The 17,695-nt window shown below is 71.3% G+C and carries 14 protein-coding genes; 6 read left to right on the top strand and 8 right to left on the bottom strand.

All coding sequences use genetic code 11. From position 1 onward, the window contains the following. Positions 1 to 69: 69 nt before the first annotated feature. Complete coding sequence (locus AB0877_RS15035) at positions 70 to 822, top strand: hypothetical protein (protein WP_366609135.1); 753 nt, start codon at positions 70 to 72, stop codon at positions 820 to 822. A 154-nt stretch (positions 823 to 976) separates the two neighbouring features. Next, entirely contained in the window at positions 977 to 1,114 is a 138-nt protein-coding gene (locus AB0877_RS15030) for a hypothetical protein (protein WP_366609134.1), read from the top strand. Between the two features lie 146 nt (positions 1,115 to 1,260). Here the strand turns inward: AB0877_RS15030 and murQ are convergent, their stop codons facing one another. Next, positions 1,261 to 2,154, bottom strand: coding sequence for an N-acetylmuramic acid 6-phosphate etherase (gene murQ / locus AB0877_RS15025; RefSeq protein WP_366609133.1), 894 nt, complete (start codon positions 2,152 to 2,154; stop codon positions 1,261 to 1,263). A gap of 251 nt (positions 2,155 to 2,405) precedes the next feature. Between murQ and AB0877_RS15020 the strand changes: the two genes are divergently transcribed. Genes AB0877_RS15020 through AB0877_RS15010 form a run of 3 tightly spaced genes read left to right on the top strand, consistent with a single transcriptional unit; the run spans position 2,406 to position 8,066 of the window. Then, positions 2,406 to 3,971: a sodium:solute symporter gene (locus AB0877_RS15020; RefSeq protein ID WP_366609132.1), complete on the top strand. Its 1,566-nt coding sequence runs from the start codon at positions 2,406 to 2,408 to the stop codon at positions 3,969 to 3,971. A gap of 11 nt (positions 3,972 to 3,982) precedes the next feature. Next, positions 3,983 to 5,167: an anhydro-N-acetylmuramic acid kinase gene (locus AB0877_RS15015; protein WP_366609131.1), complete on the top strand. Its 1,185-nt coding sequence runs from the start codon at positions 3,983 to 3,985 to the stop codon at positions 5,165 to 5,167. Between the two features lie 25 nt (positions 5,168 to 5,192). Further along, entirely contained in the window at positions 5,193 to 8,066 is a 2,874-nt protein-coding gene (locus AB0877_RS15010) for an FAD-binding and (Fe-S)-binding domain-containing protein (protein WP_366609130.1), read from the top strand. A gap of 64 nt (positions 8,067 to 8,130) precedes the next feature. Here the strand turns inward: AB0877_RS15010 and AB0877_RS15005 are convergent, their stop codons facing one another. The 5 genes from AB0877_RS15005 to AB0877_RS14985 form a co-directional block, all read right to left on the bottom strand. Then, on the bottom strand, positions 8,131 to 9,054 hold the full coding sequence (locus AB0877_RS15005; protein ID WP_366609129.1) for a SpoIID/LytB domain-containing protein: 924 nt from the start codon (positions 9,052 to 9,054) through the stop codon (positions 8,131 to 8,133). Positions 9,055 to 9,060: 6 nt separating this feature from the next. After that, complete coding sequence (locus AB0877_RS15000) at positions 9,061 to 9,945, bottom strand: peptidase inhibitor family I36 protein (protein ID WP_366609128.1); 885 nt, start codon at positions 9,943 to 9,945, stop codon at positions 9,061 to 9,063. 33 nt (positions 9,946 to 9,978) lie between these two features. Beyond that, positions 9,979 to 10,842 carry a peptidoglycan-binding domain-containing protein gene (locus AB0877_RS14995; RefSeq protein ID WP_366609127.1) on the bottom strand — a complete coding sequence of 288 codons (864 nt, stop codon included), beginning with the start codon at positions 10,840 to 10,842 and terminating at the stop codon, positions 9,979 to 9,981. A gap of 205 nt (positions 10,843 to 11,047) precedes the next feature. After that, positions 11,048 to 11,983: an NBR1-Ig-like domain-containing protein gene (locus AB0877_RS14990; protein ID WP_366609126.1), complete on the bottom strand. Its 936-nt coding sequence runs from the start codon at positions 11,981 to 11,983 to the stop codon at positions 11,048 to 11,050. Positions 11,984 to 12,128: 145 nt separating this feature from the next. After that, entirely contained in the window at positions 12,129 to 13,577 is a 1,449-nt protein-coding gene (locus tag AB0877_RS14985; protein WP_366609125.1) for a serine hydrolase domain-containing protein, read from the bottom strand. Between the two features lie 122 nt (positions 13,578 to 13,699). Here AB0877_RS14985 and AB0877_RS14980 point away from each other — a divergent pair, with 122 nt between their 5' ends. Then, positions 13,700 to 14,281, top strand: a complete 582-nt coding sequence (locus AB0877_RS14980) for a TetR/AcrR family transcriptional regulator (protein ID WP_366609124.1) — start codon at positions 13,700 to 13,702, stop codon at positions 14,279 to 14,281. Between the two features lie 45 nt (positions 14,282 to 14,326). Here AB0877_RS14980 and AB0877_RS14975 read toward each other — a convergent pair whose 3' ends face one another. Next, positions 14,327 to 16,366, bottom strand: coding sequence for a hypothetical protein (locus AB0877_RS14975; protein ID WP_366609123.1), 2,040 nt, complete (start codon positions 16,364 to 16,366; stop codon positions 14,327 to 14,329). 61 nt (positions 16,367 to 16,427) lie between these two features. Continuing rightward, entirely contained in the window at positions 16,428 to 17,669 is a 1,242-nt protein-coding gene (locus tag AB0877_RS14970) for an MFS transporter (protein WP_366609122.1), read from the bottom strand. Between the last annotated feature and the right edge of the window lie 26 nt (positions 17,670 to 17,695).

The following is a 17,695-nucleotide window of genomic DNA, read 5'->3' as shown; positions in this document are numbered from 1 at the left end:
GCAGGTACGGCCGGCGATCCCACTGACGGCGGTCCGCGTCTGATGCGGCTGCGGCACAGCCTCCCTCCGGTGGCGCTCGGCGCGGTGGCGCTCGGCGCGGCCCTGGGTGCCGACCCCGCTCACGCCGACACCCCATCGCCGTCGCGGCTCCCGCTGGTGGAGGTCGCCACCTCGCCGGAGGCCGTCAGGGTTTCGGTGGCCGACGTGGTCGAGGTGCAGCTGACCGTCCCCCTGCCCCTGCCGACCGCTGTCGTCTCGCTACCCGTGCCGCTACCGTCGACGGACCCGCTGCCCCTGCCGTCGGAGGTGCCGGTGCCCCTGCCGTCGGCGGTTCCGGTGCCGACGCCGTCGACCAGCCCCTCCACCGCCCGGCCAGGTCGGCCGGCAGACACCCCACCCTCGTCGCCTACGGCCACACCCGCACCATCCGCCTCGGCGTCCCCGAAGCCACGGGCCGACTCGCAGCCATCGCCGACACGTGTGCCGGCAACGGTGTCCCAGGGCGGCACGTCCGACGGCCAGGCGTCGCGGCAGGCGAGGAAGACGGTGCCCGCCGTCACCGGACAGCGGCCCGACCCGCCCGCCCGGCCCGCACCAGGGCCACCGGCGTTCGTCCTGGCGCTCGCGTCCGCACCGACCGGCGTCGGTGCCGGCGGCGCCGATCCACCCACCTCGACGGCCGAAGGTGTGCCGCCCACCTCGCCTCTGCGCGCAGGGCGCACCGTCACCGCCGTCGACATGCGCGCCACCAGCCGACCCGTCGAGCGGGGCCCTCCCCCGCCCCGACAACTCCTGATCACCCACTCGCGTCCACGACGTTGATCAGGAGAGGTTCATGGAAATCGCCGTTATCTGGATCCCCGCCGACATCGAGCCGTCAGAGCCCGTCGTCGCGAGGTGCCTCAGTCACCTCCGCCGAAACTCCTACCGATTCGCAGGAGTCATGCGGGCCCCTTGGGAGACCATCGAACAGTCGATGATCGACGGAGAGGTGGATGTCGTCGTCATCGCCGACTTCGCCCACCTCCCGCCGGACCGGTCCCCCCGGATCGAGCTGGCCAGCGCTCTCGACGTCGACGAGGACCGAACGGTTCCGGATTCACCGCTCAACTGACACCACGAAGCGCCCCGTCCGTCGCGGACGGGGCGCTTCGTCGACCTGACGAGAGCGCGAGGCCGGGGAAGACGAGGGCGCCGGCCGGGTCCGCGGTGCTGCTGGTCGACATCACCCGGGTCAGGGCGCTGTCGCGGACGTGTGGATCAGGCCGCGACGGCTGCCCGTACGTCGTCGTCGGCGGCGCGCAGCCGAGCGGCGGCCTCCTCGGCGGTGCAGTTGGCCAGCAGCAGCACGATGGCCGTCTTGGCGTGCCCGTGCGCCGCCGCGAGCGCCCGAGCGGCCGTGTCGAGATCGGTGTCGGCGGCGTCGGCGACGATCCGGCGCGCCCGGTCGACGAGCTTCTCGTTGGTGGCGTTCATGTCCACCATCAGATTGCCGTAGACCTTGCCGAGCCGGGCCATCGTGGCGGTCGAGAGCATGTTGCAGACCAGCTTCTCGGCGGTGCCGGCCTTGAGCCGGGTGGAGCCGGTCAGCACCTCGGGACCGGTGGGCACCTCGATGGCGACGTCGGCGTGACGGCTGGTCACCGCGCCGGTGTTGCAGGCCACCGAGACGGTCGCCGCGCCACGCGCGCGGGCATGGTCCAACCCACCGACCACGTACGGGGTACGGCCGCTGGCCGCGAGCCCGACCACCGTGTCGCGGGCGGTCAGGCCGACGGCGTCGAGGTCGGAGACGGCGCGGGCCGGGTCGTCCTCAGCGCCCTCCACGGCGACACCGAAGGCTCGCGCCCCGCCGGCGAGCAGACCGATGACCCGCTCGGGCGTCGTACCGAAGGTGGGTGGGATCTCGACGGCGTCGAGCATGCCGATCCGGCCGCTGGTGCCCGCGCCGAGGTAGATCAGCCGTCCGCCCTGACGGAGCGAGGCCACGATGACGTCGACGGCGGCGGCGATGTCCGGCACGGCCCGGCGGACGGCGGCGGCGACGGTCTGGTCCTCGTCGTTCATCGCGAGAAGCAACTCGGTGGGAGACATCCGGTCGAGGTCGCCGGTCTTGTCGTTGCGGGTCTCGGTGCCGAGGGTGCTGAGGTCCACGGGGTGCTCGTTCCTCTCGCTGGTCTGCAGTCGCCGGCCGGCGGGGAGAGGCCCGGTCGCCCGGCGGTGGCTCGCCGTCGAGCGCGTCTCGCGACCCGCCGCCGCGGCCGAACCGAGAGCGTTGCTGCGAACAGTCCCCGTATCAGCAGGCTGAAACCACAGCGTAACCAGCCCGGACGGGCGGTGGCAAAAAGTTTCGAGTTAGGCTGGCTCAACGTCACTTATTGACAACCGCTGGTTGGGAGCGAGCCGTGCGTCAACTCGACCTCGTCGTGATCGTGCTGTACCTCGTGGTGATCGCCTTCGTCGGACTACGCCTGTCCGGTAAACAGAAGTCCGCCAAGGACTACTTCGTGGGCGAGGGTCGGCTGCCCTGGTGGACCGTCTCGTTCTCGGTGGTTGCCACCGAGACCAGCGTCCTGACCGTGATCAGTGTTCCCGGCGGCGCCTACAGCGGTCAGGGCTTCGGCAACGTCGAGCTGGCCCTGGGTTACGTGATCGGTCGGGTCGTGGTGGCCGCGGTGCTCATCCCGCTCTACAAGCGGGGTGGGTTCGTCAGCGCCTACCAGTACCTCGGTGAGCGGTTTGGCCTGAAACTTCAAGGGCTGGCGTCGGTGACGTTCGTCTTCACCCGCCTGCTGGCCGAGGGTGTGCGGCTGTTCGCCTCGGCCATCCCCATCAAGCTTCTTCTCGACGAGTTCGGGCTGAATGTCGGCTATCAGGCCATCATCATCGTTCTGACGCTCATCACGGTGGTCTACACCTACCTCGGTGGCATCAAGGCGGTCATCTGGACCGACGCTATCCAGATGGGGCTGTACCTGGGCGGGGCGATCCTCGCCATCGCGGTGCTCAGCCACGCCGTCGGCTTCGACGGCTACTCGCAGGCACTGGACGCCGGCAAGTTCCAGCTCTTCGACACCAACTTCAACCTCGCGCACGTGCTCACCAGCCCGTTCGCCCTGCCGACCGCCATCATCGGCGGCGCGATCTTCGCGATGGCCAGCCACGGCTCGGACCAGCTGATCGTGCAGCGCATCCTGTCCACCCGCACCCTGCGCGAGGGACAGCAGGCGATGATCTCGTCGGGCATCTTCGTGGTGATCCAGTTCGCGGCGTTCTCCCTGGTCGGCGCGCTGCTGTGGTCGTACAACAAGGGTCAGACCTTCAAGGAGCTCGGCCTGGCCAGCAGCGACAACCTCTACCCGAGCTTCATCCTGCACGCCCTGCCGGTGGGCATCTCGGGTCTGCTGGTGGCGGGCATCCTCGGCGCGGCGATGGGCTCCTTGTCGTCGGCGTTGAACTCGATGTCGAACTCCACGGTCGCCGACTTCATCCACAGCTTCTTCCGCACGGTGCCGTCCGACGACACGATGCTCCGGCTCGCCCGGGTGATGACCCTGGTCTGGGCGGTGCTGATGGCGATCTTCGCCTGCGCGTTCAGCTCCAGCACCGGAAACGTCTACCTGACCGGTCTGACGATCGCCGGCTACACCTACGGGGCGCTGCTCGGGGCCTTCCTGCTCGGCCGCCTCGTCAAGCGGGCCAACCAGGTCGACGCGGTGATCGCCTTCCTGGTCACCGTGGCGGTGATGACCTACATCGTCCGTTACGTCAAGATCGACGTGACGACGGCCGGCACCACCACCGCCACCGCCATCGCCGCGCAGTGGCTGGTCCCGATCGGCGTCCTGATCACCCTGGTCGTCGGCGCGGTGGCCAGCCGGTTCCACCCGGCCCCGGAGACTCCGTACGACCATGGACGTACCGACGAGGTCGACGACGACGCGGCGGCGGCGCCAGCCGGCCGGGCGTGAAGGAGGACGTGATGCGCGTGATCGGCCTGATGTCCGGAACCTCCTACGACGGTATCGAAGCCGCTGCGGCCGAGTTCGAGCTGAGCGGCGACACCCTGCGGATGCGACCGCTGGGCCGGCTCAGTCACCCCTACTCCGACGAGCTGCGCACGCGGATCGCCGCGGCCCTGCCGCCCGCGGCGACCACCACCGAGGCGATCTGCGTGCTGGACACCGGCATCGGTCAGGCCTTCGCCCAGGCCGGCGCGCGGGCCCTCGCCCAACTGTGCGACGGCGACGCCGACCTGGTCGTCTCGCACGGGCAGACGATGCACCACTGGGTCGAGGCGGGCACGGTCCGGGGCACTCTCCAGCTGGGTCAGCCGGCCTGGATAGCGGAGGCCACCGGCCTTCCGGTCGTGGCCGACCTGCGCAGTCGCGACGTGGCCGCCGGCGGCCAGGGCGCCCCCCTGGTCGCCCTCTTCGACACACTGCTGCTGGGTGGTCTACCCGGCGTACCGGCCGCGCTGAACCTGGGCGGCATCGCCAACATCACGGTCGTCGCGCCGGACGCGGACCCACTCGCCTTCGACACCGGCCCGGCCAACGCACTCCTCGACGCCGCCGCCCGCCACTTCAGCGGGGGCACCGAGGAGTACGACACCGACGGGCGCGGGGCCGCCGCCGGACAGGTGAACCCGGACCTGCTGCGGCGGCTGCTCGACGAGCCGTACTACCGGCTGCCCGGCCCGAAGAGCACCGGGAAGGAGCTGTTCCACCTGCCGTACCTGATGGCCGCCCTCGCCGACGCGCCCACACCGGACCCGCAGGACGTGCTGGCCACGCTCACCCGGCTGACGGCGGTCACAGTGGCCGGCGCCTGCCGCGACCACAGCGTCACCCGGCTCGTCGTCTCCGGCGGCGGCGCACACAACCCGACCCTGATGCGCATGCTCGCCGACGAGCTGCCCGGCGTGGCGCTGTCCGCCAGCGACGACCTGGGCGTCACGTCGGACGCCAAGGAGGCGCTGGCCTTCGCGCTGCTGGGCTACCTGACCGTGCACGGGCTGCCGGGCACCCTGCCCTCGGGCACCGGCGCGCGGCGCGCCTCGGTGCTCGGCAGCATCACCCCCGGCCGGCAGCCGCTGCGGCTGCCGGCTCCGGCCAGCACCGCGCCCGCCCGGTTGCTTGTCGTCGCGTCTCCGGTGGCCGACTGACCATCCCTTCTCGGAGGATCCGCCCATGAGCACCGTCGTACCCGTGCCGCCGACGACCGCGGCCGGCGCTCGCGCCCGCGAGGTCGCCGAGCTGCTGCGCTCGCGCCTCGACGATCCGAGCCGGGCCAGCGCCGAGCTGCCCCGGAGGCTGGCGGCGGCACACGACGCCTCGCCGTACCTGTTCGAGCCGCAGGCCGTGGTCCGCGCCGCCTCGGCCGCCGAGGTGGGGGCGCTGATGGCCGGCGCCCGCGAGGCCGGCGTGCCACTGACCCTGCGCGGCGGCGGCACCAGCCTGGCCGGGCAGGCCGGCGGCGCAGGCGTGCTCGTCGACGTCCGCACCGACTGGCGGCACGCCGAGGTCCTCGACGACGGCCGCCGCATCCGGCTCCAGCCGGGCCTGACGATCCGGCAGGCCAACGCCCGGTTGGCCCGCTACCGACGCCGGCTCGGCCCGGACCCGGCCAGCGAGGCCGCCTGCACGGTGGGCGGCATGGTGGCGAACAACTCCAGCGGGATGACCTGCGGCACCACCGACAACGCGTACCGCACCATGGAGTCGCTGCGCTTCGTGCTCCCGTCCGGCACCGTCGTCGACTCCGGCGCTCGCGACGCCGACGACCGGCTGCGGGCCGACGAGCCCGAGCTGCACGCCGGGCTGCTGCGCCTGCGCGACCGGGTGCGCTCGACGCCGGGGTCGCGCGCCACCATCGAGCGGCTGTTCGCCATGAAGAACACCATGGGGTACGGGCTGAACTCGCTGCTCGACCACAGCACCCCGGTCGAGATGCTCGCCCACCTGATGATCGGCAGCGAGGGCACTCTCGGCTTCGTGGCCGAGGCCGTCTTCCGTACCGTCGAGATCCACGACCACGCCGCCACCGGCCTGCTGATCCTGCCCGGTCTCACCGACGCCACCGACGCGCTGCCGGCCCTGCTCGCCGCCGGCGCCCGTACCGCCGAGCTGCTCGACGCGGCCGCGCTGCGGGTCAGCCAGCGCGACCCGGGCGCGAGCGCGGCCCTGCGCGGGCTGACGGTCACCGGGCACGCCGCGCTGCTGGTGGAGTTCGCCGAGGACAGCGCGGAGCGGCTGGCCGCGACGCTCGCCGACGCTCAGCCCGTGCTCGACCGGCTGCCGGCCGTCACCGGCACCGAGCTGACCCGCGACCCCCGCGAACGGGCCAACCTCTGGCACTTGCGCAAGGGCCTCTACACCGCCGTCGCCGGGGCCCGCCCGCCCGGCACCACGGCCCTGCTGGAGGACGTCGCAGTGCCGATGCCACGCCTGACCGGCACCTGCGACGGGCTGATCCGCCTGTTCGACAGGCACGGCTACCCGGACGCGGTGATCTTCGGACACGCCCGGGACGGCAACCTGCACTTCATGCTGACGCAGTCCTTCGACAGCCCCGCCGAGATCGACCGCTACGCCCGGTTCACCGACGACATGGTCGACCTGGTGCTCGCCGAGGGCGGGACACTCAAGGCGGAGCACGGCACCGGTCGGGCGATGGCGCCCTTCGTCCGCCGGCAGTACGGCGACGAACTGTACGACGTGATGCGCGAACTCAAGCGGCTGTGCGACCCGAGCGGCCTGCTCAACCCCGGTGTGCTGCTCAACGACGACCCGACCGTGCACCTGCGGCAGCTCAAGGCCGTCCCGACCGTCGACCCCGAGCTGGACGCCTGCGTCGAGTGTGGCTACTGCGAGCCGGTCTGCCCCACCGCCGACGTGACCACCACGCCCCGGCAGCGCATCGTGCTGCAACGACAGATCGCCCTCGCCACCGCGGCCGGTGACGAGGAGCGCCGCCGGGAGCTGACCACCGACTACGCGTACGCCGCGGTGGACAGCTGTGCCGCCGACAGCCTCTGCGTCACCGCCTGCCCGGTCGGCATCGACACCGGGGCGGCGATGAAACGGCTGCGCGCCGAGCGGCACAGCCCTCGCGCCCAGCGCACCGCCCGCACCGCCGCGAAGCACTGGCGGGCCGCCGTGACGGGCGTCCGGGTGGGGCTGACCGCCGCGCACGCCGTGCCGACACCGGTGACCCGCGCCGCCACCGGGATGATCCGTGGGCTCGGCGCCACCGAGCTGATGCCATTGTGGACAGACGACATGCCGCGGGCCGGCGCTCCCCGGCCCACCCCGCGCAGCGCGCCGGACGCCCAGGCGGTGTTCTTCGCAGCCTGCGTCGGCAGTCTCTTCGCCCCCGAGGACGGCTCGTCCGGCGGTGCGGCGGCGGCGTTCCTGCGCCTCTGCGAACTGGCGGGGGTGCCGCTCGTCGTACCGACCGGCGCGGCCGGCCTGTGCTGCGGAACCCCGTGGCAGTCCAAGGGTTACCCCGCCGGCCACCGCGAGATGGCGCAGCGGACCCTGGAAGCGCTCTGGACGGCCAGTGACGCGGGTCGCCTGCCCGTCGTGTGCGACGCGTCATCGTGCACGCACGGGTTGACGCAGCTGACCGCCGCGCTGGCCGAGAAGGACCAGGCACGCTACGGCGCGCTGCGCTTCGTCGACAGCGTGACCTTCACCGCCGAACACCTCCTGCCGGCGCTGCCGCAGCCCCGACGACTGGGCTCGCTGGCGCTGCACCCCACCTGCTCCACCGTGCACCTGGGCGGCATCGACGACCTGCGCGCGGTGGCCGGGGCGGTCGCCGACACCGTCACCGTGCCGGACAGTTGGGGGTGCTGCGCCTTCGCCGGCGACCGGGGGCTGCTGCACCCCGACGTCACGGCCGGGGCCACCGCGGCGCAGGCGGCCGAGATCAATCAGCGCGACTTCGACGCGTACGCCTCCTGCAACCGCACCTGCGAGATGGGCATGAGCCGGGCCACCGGCCAGCCGTACCGGCATGTGCTCGAGGTGCTGGTCGAGGCGCTCGAGCCGCTGGCGTAACCGGCGGTCACCAGCGCGCCGCCCGCCGCGGATCTGCGGCGGGCGGCGAGGTTGGTGCGTGATCTCAGGAGAGGGCGATGTCGCGGTAGTAGTAGCGAAGGATCGCCTGGTAGGTCCTGCCCTCGTTGGCGAGGTCACGCGAGCCGTACTGCGACATCCAGTCCCCGTCCACCCAGCCACCGCACGCGGTGGTCGTCGCACAGTAGTGCGCCCGCAGGATGTTGCCGCTCCGGGTCATCCGGGCCGACCAGGTCCGGTCCACCGCGGCGGACGTCGACGACTGCGCCGACGACGGCCGGTAGACCTGGTCGCCGGTGTCGTCACGGACGTCGTAGCACTGGCCACCGGGCGTCTTGCGGGTCGAGTGCAACGCCCAGTACCAGGCGTAGCTCTTGACGGCCATCGCACCGGCGTCAAGCGAGGCGGCCGGCCAGCTCGTGATCCACTCGTTCGGCAGCACGTTCTTGACGTACGTCTTGAACTCGACCCGATCGACTCGCCCGAGACCGACCCGGTAGACGAGGATGCTGCTCGGCAGCTTGCTGTTGGTGCCGTCGGTGTTACAGCCCGTCGGCCCGCTCAGCAACTCGTGCGAGGCGTTGTTGTTCTTCAGCGTGGCGTTGAGGTTGCCTTTCGCGCCGGCCGCGAAGTCCTGGCTCGCACCAGCGAAGTTGCTGTTGAAGTAGACCCGCACGGTCTTGCCGGTGCGGTTCCACACCGATGCCGCGTTGTTCTTCACGCACAGGCCCTTGCCGCTGCCGGAGCCCTTGAAGTCGTAACAGGTCGGCTGGGTCGTGCCGTAGTCGTCCAGAGAGTCGGTGAAGTCGGAGACCGAGCCGGCCTGGTTGCTGTTGTAGAAGTAGCAGAACTCACCGCTGTCGCAGGTTCCGTCCCGTGCGGCCGCCGCTGCCGGCGAGGCGACACTCAGGATCGAGGTGGACATGGCGAGGACGGCGCCGAGGACGGCGAGACCCTTGCGAAGCTGCACGGCGTCCTACCTCTCGTTGTAGCCCTGCGAGTTCCAGAACGCGGTCGGGTCGGCGTTGTCCAGGGTGGGATCGCCGACGCTGACGGCCGCGTGGGTCTGGCGGCCCGCCCGGACCTCGACGTGGGTGTGCGCGCCCGAGCTGGAGGACACCCCGTGCCACGACTCGTCGGCGATGATCTCGCCCTTGCTGATGGCGTCGCCCACGCCCACCCCGGACCTCGGCGCGGTGTGCAGGTAGATCACCGTCTTGTTGAGCGAGGAGTTGTAGACGGAGATCGTGGACAGGCCGCCGCTACCGGTGTTGCCCCGCGCGACGTAGGTGACCGTTCCGGAGACCAGGGCGCGCACGTCCGAGCCGACGCTGCGGGCGATGTCGATGCCCTCGTGCCGGCCGGGCGTGGTGGTGTACCCGTCGAAGGCGCACGTGACCACGCCGCCGCTGGCCTGGTAGAGGGCGTACGACAGGTTCGTGCGCGCCGACGGCGAGAACTGGTGTGAGGCGTTGTTGTTCTTCAGCGTGGCGTTGAGGTTCCCCTTCGCGCCGGCCGCGAAGTCCTGGTAGGAACCGGCGTAGCCGCTGTTGTAGTAGACGCGCACGGTCTTGGTGCTGCGGTTCCAGACCGAGGCGGCCTCGTTCTTGATGCACAGGCCCTTGCCGGCGCCGGCGCCCTTGAAGTCGTAGCACGAGGGCTGCTCGGTGCCGTAGTCGTCGAGCGAGCCGGTGAAGTCCGAGATCGATCCGGCGTTGCCGCTGTTGTAGTAGTAGCAGAACTCGCCACTGTCGCAGACCCCGTCCCGGGCCGCCGCCGACGCGGGCGATGCGACGCTGAGGATCGAGGTGGTCGCGGCCAGCGCGACGCTGACGGCGGCGAGGCTCTTACGGACGTTCATGGTGTCCTTTCCGAAACGGTGAGAGGGTGCGGGTCACTGCCCGCGCTGGTACTGCTCCCAGGTCTTGATCGGGACCCGGGGGCCGTCGTCCGGTCCCTGGTTGGCAAGGCCGTTCATGCCCAGGTAGTAGTCGCCCACCTGGTGCTGCGCCTGGCTGGACAGGTCGGTGTCGTTGATCGCCGTGGCGTGGATGTGCCACGGCCAGTCGCCCTGACCCGGGTTACGGACCCAGGCGGCGAAGCCGACCTGACGCAGGGCCCTGGCGACGGCGGTACGCCTGGCCGCGGTCATGCCGGTGACCGCGATGTCCACCACACCCCCGCCGTCGTGCGTACCAGCCGAGGTGGGGTCGCCCCCGGGGTTGTAGGAGCCCTGGTCGAGCACCAGGGAGTAGCCGAGCAGCCGCTGCGCCTCGGCCAGCATGGCCTGGGTGCGGGCGTTGACGACGTACCCGTCGCGCGGGACCTTCGCGCCCGGGCCGATCGTGTTGCCGACTGTGTAACGGTTCAGCCCGAGCTTCGTCAGTGACGTCGTGCCGGGTAGCCCGTTCGCGGCCAGCCCGGTGTAGCCGAGTGAGCGTTGGTACGCCGCGTACGCCGAGACGGTGACGGTGCCGAAGTAGCCGTCGACCCACTGTGCGGTCAGCAGGCCCTGAGCCTGGAGCGCCTGCTCGACGGCGAGCACGGAGTTCTTCGCGCCCGGGGTCAGTGTGTTGTCGGCGCGGCGGGGGTCGATCTGGGCGGCCAGGACGGTGGCCTCCATGTCCACGACCGGCCGCGCGGCCGTGGTGACGGGTCGCTGCGCTGTGGCGCCGGATGTCGCGGCTCCGGCGTGGGCCGGGACGCCGACGGCCACGCAGAGCGCGGCGAGCCCGACGGACAACCAGGGACGGCGCACTGTCGATCCTCCTCGCAGTTGGTGAGTCGTTCGGAACGGACATCACCTTGCGAGATTTGGCCTGCTGTTCGGTACCCCTGCTGTGCTGTCAGATCCGTCAGGCCGTCACCGACCTCGATGGACGTGGTGTTGTCAGATTCGGTGGCGTCCGGGCTGACATCAGTCGATCGCACGCCGGCACCGGCCGGGGCGACCGGGAGCGCGTTCAGGCGGTGACGGTGACCATGAAGTACACCGGCCGGCGGGTGGGAAAATACTCCTGGCCGTTCTCGTCGACCATCTTCCAGCTCACCCAGCACTTTCCGGGGCGGCTGGGCGCGGTGACCTCGACACTGATCATCACCTGCTCGTCCGGTGGTGTGTCACCGATCGCCACCCGATCCGGCACCTGGCAACCGTCGGCGTCGGCGGTCGGGTTGGTCCGCGCCAGGAAACGGTTGTGCCAGGCCACCTTCCCCACGTTCTTGAGCGCCCACACCTTGACGAACTGGGAGTTCACCCGCACCCGGGTGCCGTCGGGGATGGTGACGTCGGCGATGAACTTGCTCGAGTCGCCGGGGATCAGCGAGTCCGAGAACGCGGAGGGCGACGGCGACGGCGTGGACGACGCCGCCACGGTGCCGGGGGCGTCCCGGGACGACCGGCCGCGGACGACGACGCCCAGCACGGCGACCATCGCCACCACCAGGGCCACAGCGGCGGCGGCGAGCCACGGCAGCCGGCGCCGAGCTCCCCTCGCGACGTCCTGGTCGGTGGTTGGGTGGCCCCGCAGCGGGTTCTGCCGCTCGGGCGACGGCACGGGAACCACAGACGCGACGGGCCCGGTCGCCTCCGGGGCGGCATCGCCGTCCTCCGAGCCGGGATCGGACGCGGGACGCTGCGCGTCCTCCCAGCGACGCCGCCACTGGGCCTCGTCCGCGTCGCAGGCCCGGACGAACTCCCGGACCGTTTCCCAGGAGGGGAACCTGGTGCCGGCGGCGGCCTCGTGCAACGTGGTGTGCGAGATCCGGCCCGAGCGCCCGGCCATCTTCCGGAACGACGGGTCACCCACGCTGGTCCGTAGGGTCCGAAGCTGCTCGGCGAACCTCTCGGTCGCCTGTCTGACCTGAAGCGACTGGGCGGCGGCACGCTGGTCCTTCATCACTCCCCCATGTCAGACGACGTCGTCAGGCGCTGTCAGAGCGTGCCAGAGGGTACCGATCGGGACAAGGCCGCCATCGATGCGGTGCATCGACGACGCCGGGCTCGACGATCCCGGTGCACTGCCGGCGCCCCGCCAGGCTCTTTCAGGCGACCTTGGGCGTGGCGCGCATACCCACGTAGCAGACCTGAGTGCCGTTGGTGAGGGTGGAGAAGACCACAGGCATGTAGTCCTCACTGAAGGACGGTCCCGCGCCGGAGGCGGCGAAGACCGTTGCGGTGACCGGTTGCAGGTCCATCTCCAGAGGTGGGGACATGTCCACCATGTCGTCGACGAATTCGTAACGCAGGTGCGGCGAGCCGTCGTCGGTGCGGGAGACCGTGAGGACGACGCCCTCGCGCCGGTACGTGCCGAGCAGCGGTTCGAGGTCGATCGACTGCGGCACGGTGGCCGGGGCGAACGGCGCGGGCATTGTGACGTCGGCGAGTTCGGCGAGCAGGTCGCGGAACAGGTCGGCGTAGAGCAGGCGGGCCGCCCCGCCGTTGGTCATCAGGACCAGCGCGAGGTTCGCGTGCGGGACGACACGCAGGTAGGCGTACTGGCCGATGGCCGCGCCGTCGTGGCCGTAGCCGGGGACGCCGTCCCAGTCGTAGAGCGTCCAACCCAGACCCCACCCGTCGGCGCTCACCGTCCACTTGTCGGGTACGTCGACAGCTCGGTGTCGCATCGCGGCCACAGCATCGGTGGACAGCACACGGGTGCCGTCGGGCGCGAGGCCGCCGTCGAGGTGCATCCGGGCGAAGCGAGCCATGTCGGCGGCGGAGACGATGACCCTGCCCGCCGGACCGATGGAGCGGGGCATCAGGTCCCAGGACGGGGCCGGGTCGGGATAGCCGCCGGATCCGCCCAGGTGGCTCATGGCGACGCGGAAGCGCAGGGCCTCCTCGGGCAGGGTCATCGAGCGTTCCAGGCCGAGCGGCTCGAACAGCAGGCTCTTGAGGGCCTGGTCCCAGGTCAGACCGGTGAGCTTCTCGATGACGCGACCCAGGACGATGTAACCGAGCCCGCCGTACGAGATGGCAGTGCCGGGCGGGCAGTCCAGCGCCACCCGTCGAGCGGCGTTGACGTATCGGGCGAGGCAGTCGTCACCCCGGCCACCGTCGAAGTTGAAGTCGTTCGTCACGCCGCCGGTGTGGGACAGCAACTGCCGAATGGTGATCGTCCTGGTCGCCTCCGGATCCGGGGTGGCGAACTCCGGCAGCACGTCCACGACCGGCGCGTGCAGGTCCAGCTTCCCCTCGTCGGCGAGCCGCATGATGAGCGTTGCGGTGTAGACCTTCGCGATCGAGCCGGACAGGAACACCGAGTCCGGGGTGACCGCCACGCCGGTGCCCCGGTGCAGCACACCACTAGCCAGCTCGTGGACCCGCCCGTCGAGCAGCACGGCCAGGCTCGCGCCGGGGACGTGGTGCGTGTGGCGCAGCTCGTCGAATCGCCGCTGCCAGCGGTCGACGTCGAATCGGCGGCTGCTCGCCCCCCGTACAGACGCGGGGTGCGGGTCGTTGTCGGCGTTCCGGCTCAGCGTCTCGGTCATGGTGCTCTCCCTCGGTCCATCAGGCTCCGATACGGCACGTGCCGTGTCGCTTGGATCGCGCTCAGTTTGACCACGCCCCAGTGAATTGTCAACGGCACGTGCCGTGCCGCTACAGTGGTGGCATGACCGACGACCGCCGCACCAGGGCCGCCGACCGGACCAACGCGATCATGCGTACGACGCTGGAGTTGGCGCAGGAAATTGGTTACGCCAAACTGAGCATCGAAGGGGTCGCGGCCCGCTCCGGCGTCGGCAAGCACACGATCTACCGGCGCTGGCCCTCCAAAGGCGCCCTGTTCCTGGACGCGGTGCTCACCTCGGGCGAACCCGCACTCGACTATCCCGACACCGGCGACATCGCGGCCGACCTGCGCCAACAGATCCACGCGGCGGTCGACCTCCTGGGCCAGCCGCCACTGGGCCCTCTCTACCGGGCCCTGATCGGCGAGGCCCAGCACGATCCGATGGTCGCCGCCGCCCTCAACGAACGATTCATCCGCCCGCAGGCCGACCGGACCGTCGCCCGGCTGCGCAGCGCACAGCAGCGGGGGCAGATCTCACCCGACTTCGACCTGGCCGTGGCCATGGCGATCCTGTCCGGCCCGCTCTACTTCCAGTTCCTCATCACGCAGGAACCGCTGACCCATGAGTACGTCGATCGCGTGCTCACCGCTCTGCTCGTGGGGATGACGCCACGGACCTAGCGCCGCGCCGGGCCCGCCGGGACGGTGGTCCCGGCGGGCCCGGCGTCACGGGCAGGGTGTCCGCGCGCAGACGTCGATGACCGTGCCGGTGAGCAGGAAGACCGCCTTCTGTTTCTGGGCTCCGGCCTGGGCGCGGGGGAACTCGTGTGGATCGTCGCCGTACTCCGGCCCGGCCGGGGCGAGGTTGGTCGGTGGTGGCGCGTACGCGGCGCCGCTGTTCCAGACGACCATCGCCGAACCGGTGTACGGGTAGCGGCGGATCGGCGTGATGCCCCAGTACGGCCGGACGTCCAGTGACCAGCCGTCGGCGAGCGCGGGGGTGTGCAGGCGCGCGCCGATGGTGCGCGCCTGCACCTCCGCCGCGGCGGGCGAGACCTGCTGGTCGGCGAAGGCCACGTGCATGAGCACCTGGTGCGCCGGGGTACGCGGCAGCGGCCGGTCGGTCATGTGCTGGGCGTACCCGTTGGCCTCGGACCGGTCCCACAACATCTGCAGCAGCGCGAGGACCAACTGTTGGTCGACCTTGTCCGGGTAGTAGCCGTCCAGCACCGTCTGGAACGGTGCGAAGTCCACGCTGCGTTGCAGCAGTGTGGAGTAGTTCATCGCCGGTACGCCGAGCACCGACCGGGTCCAGTCCTGGGCGATGGCGGTGAGGGCACCTCCGTTGATGCCGCCCTGGCTGTTGCCGTCGTAGTGCAGCCCGCCGACGCGATCGATCAGCGGCCGGGCGGTGGCGTCCCGAAACGCCGGGTGGGCGGCGAACCCAGCCGGGTGGATCATCGCGCGACCCAGGAAGAGGAAGTTCAGGAAGCTCTGCTGCAACCGGTCCGCCACCGCGGGGAAGACGCTGAGGTCGGTGAAGGCGTTGGCCACAAAGGGAACGTCGGCGGCGGCCATGCCGATCCAACTGGTCGCGCAGAAGGTGAAGTTGTGGGTGTTCGACATCGTCCTGACGTTGCCGGCGTTGATCTCGGTCGGCCGTCCGAGCAGTCCGTGGCCGTAGAGCGAGAGGTGGGCCGGCCGCGCGGCCGAGGCGCTGCGCGGGATGTTGCAGACGAAGTCGGCGGCCAGCGTCGCGCCGGACGGTGTGGGCAGGGCGTTCGGGGTGGGTGGCGTCCCGGCGCCGCCGGCGGGCCCGTAGTGCAGGCGGGAGCCGGGCCCGCCGTCACCGGTCAGATAGGACGGTACGCCGACGGTGCCGGTCACCTGTCGGGCGATGAGCGGATCCTGCTCCGGCGAATAGTCGGTCACCTGGGTGACGGTGACCGGCGGCGCGGCCCGGCCGAGGTCGGTGAAAGCGTCGTCCCGGACCGCCACCATCCGCCCGGTCAGCCCGTGCCGGCTGGCCACCGTGAAGTCCCAGGCCAGGTAGAGGCTGTGCCGCTTGACGCCGGCCCGGCCCAGCTCGCCGACGATCCGCCTCAGGTGCGGCCCCCGCGCGTCCCGCTGCTGGGAACCGGCAGCGGTCAGGTAGGCCGTGAACGTCTTCGGCGTCGGGATCGACGAGCCGTTGCCGTCCCGCAGGCCGCGCAACCCGACGACGTAACGGGTGCCCTCGGTCAGCGCCACCGCCGGCCGGATGATCAGCAGTTGCCGGTCGGGCTGACCGGTGGCGTGCGCGTCCACCTCGGCCCAGTACGGCGTGCGCTCACCGGTGCGGGTGTTGAGCAGCACGATCGGCGCGTTCGGGGCCAGCGAGCGGCCGATGTCGGTGACCGGAGCGATCCCGCTCGCCGCGGCGTCGAGGCCGGGTACGCGCACCAGGATCGGAGAGCCCGGACTGAACCCGTCCTGCCGGTTCCACTCCGTCGGGTCGATCGGAGTTCCCTGCACGTTGGCGGGCATCGCGGCGGCGGAGAACCGCACCCGCTTGCCGGTGGGGCTGCTCCGGTCCGCCACGGTGAAGTAGTCGTTCGGGAACGGCAGCAGGCACGCCGCCGGGTCGATCGGGTCGCAGGACGGGTGCCCGCCCGGTGCGGGCGTCGTCGGCGGTGCGGCGGGGGCCGCCGTGCCGAGCAGGACGGCACCCGCCGTCACCAGCACGGACAGGGCGAGACGGAGCCCTCTGGAGGTGGTCACACGCATCTCCTTCGACGCTGGACGGCGGATCGACGGGTGGTGTCCTTCCTACGCTTGTGAAAGAAGCTCAGCAAGCATCGATGTGTCCGCCAGTGACCGCTCGTGGGCGCCGCAGCAGTACACCGCCGGCGATGCCCGCGACAATCGGGAAGGCGGCCACCACCAGCAGTTGGGCGCTCACCGGCAGGTCGGTGGCGAGACCCAGGAGACCGATACCGATCGCCGAGGCGGCCATCTTCAACCCGGCGCCGATGGTGAAGACCTGCGTACGGGTCGCCTCGGCGGCCAGTTGGCTCCGGGCCAGGAACAGCGCCGCGGCGAACGGTCCGGTGAAGAGCCCGGACAGCGCGAACAGCGCGGCGGCCAGCGACAGGGAGTGCACGAGGGCGGCCATCGCGAGGGGTACGCCGACCGCGACCATGGCCCAGACCGTCGCGAGAGGCGCGCGGGACGCCGGCAGGGGACGCCACGCCCAGAGCAGTGATCCCACGAACGCGCCACCCGCGGTCACGCTGAGGAGCAGCCCAGCTCGGCCGGGTTGGTGCGCAGCCCCAGCGAGGGTGGTGGCAACGACAGCAAGACCGCTGAGGCCCAGTTGGCCGACGCTGGTGGCGAGTGTGATCGTTCGCAGAGCCTGGTTCCGCACGATCTCGCGGGCACCCTCAAACAGGTCGACCGCTGGGGTCCGCTCTCCGGCGGAGGGGGCGGGCAGGCGCAGGAATGCGACACCGAGCGAGCCGATCGAGCCGGCGACCGCGAGCGCGATGATGGCGGCGCTCGGGCTGGCGTACGCCACCACCAGCCCCACCGTCGCGGGTCCGGCCATGCCGGCGACGGTGTAGGACAACGAGTCCAGCGCGAAGGCGCGCGCCTCGTGCCCGGGCGCGGCGAGGTCGGCCAGTTGGCTGGTCAGCCCGCCGGTCACCGCGGGTCCGCAACCTCCCGCTATGGCGAGGACGAGGTAGGTCTGCCACAGCGGCGCGTGACCGAGCAGGGCGACCGGGGCCGCGAGGGCGCCGGCGAAGACGGCGATCGCGGCGGCGAGCACGGCTGCCGGTCGTCGCGACCGGTCGACCAGCCCGCCGACCAGGGGCGCTGCCACGACGTGTGGGAGGAGCAGGGTCGCGACCAGCATCGCTCCGGTGGCCGCGCTGCCCGTCCGGTCCAGCGCGAAGATCACCAGCGCGACCCTGGCGCCTTCGTCAGCGGTACGGGCCAGCAGCGCCGCGACCAGGTAGCGACTCAGCCGAGCAGCGTCGCGGCGGTTGCCGGGAGCCGGCTCCGTCACCTGTTCGACCGGTGATGACATTGGCTTACTCTTGCACCACATCGCGT

This window comes from Micromonospora sp. NPDC047644, from assembly GCF_040704315.1.
Classification (GTDB): Bacteria; Actinomycetota; Actinomycetes; order Mycobacteriales; family Micromonosporaceae; genus Micromonospora.
The sequence above is the reverse complement of the archived record's forward strand: the minus strand, read 5'-3'. Positions and strand labels throughout refer to the sequence as shown.

Excerpts from the sequence above, each read along its gene's own strand:
- AB0877_RS14975 (WP_366609123.1), bottom strand. The coding sequence starts at position 16,366 with ATGCGTGTGACCACCTCCAGAGGGCTCCGTCTCGCCCTGTCCGTGCTG.
- AB0877_RS14980 (WP_366609124.1), top strand. The coding sequence starts at position 13,700 with ATGACCGACGACCGCCGCACCAGGGCCGCCGACCGGACCAACGCGATC.
- AB0877_RS14970 (WP_366609122.1), bottom strand. The coding sequence starts at position 17,669 with ATGTCATCACCGGTCGAACAGGTGACGGAGCCGGCTCCCGGCAACCGC.
- AB0877_RS15015 (WP_366609131.1), top strand. The coding sequence starts at position 3,983 with ATGCGCGTGATCGGCCTGATGTCCGGAACCTCCTACGACGGTATCGAA.
- AB0877_RS14990 (WP_366609126.1), bottom strand. The coding sequence starts at position 11,983 with ATGAAGGACCAGCGTGCCGCCGCCCAGTCGCTTCAGGTCAGACAGGCG.
- AB0877_RS15030 (WP_366609134.1), top strand. The coding sequence starts at position 977 with ATGATCGACGGAGAGGTGGATGTCGTCGTCATCGCCGACTTCGCCCAC.
- AB0877_RS14985 (WP_366609125.1), bottom strand. The coding sequence starts at position 13,577 with ATGACCGAGACGCTGAGCCGGAACGCCGACAACGACCCGCACCCCGCG.
- AB0877_RS15010 (WP_366609130.1), top strand. The coding sequence starts at position 5,193 with ATGAGCACCGTCGTACCCGTGCCGCCGACGACCGCGGCCGGCGCTCGC.
- AB0877_RS15000 (WP_366609128.1), bottom strand. The coding sequence starts at position 9,945 with ATGAACGTCCGTAAGAGCCTCGCCGCCGTCAGCGTCGCGCTGGCCGCG.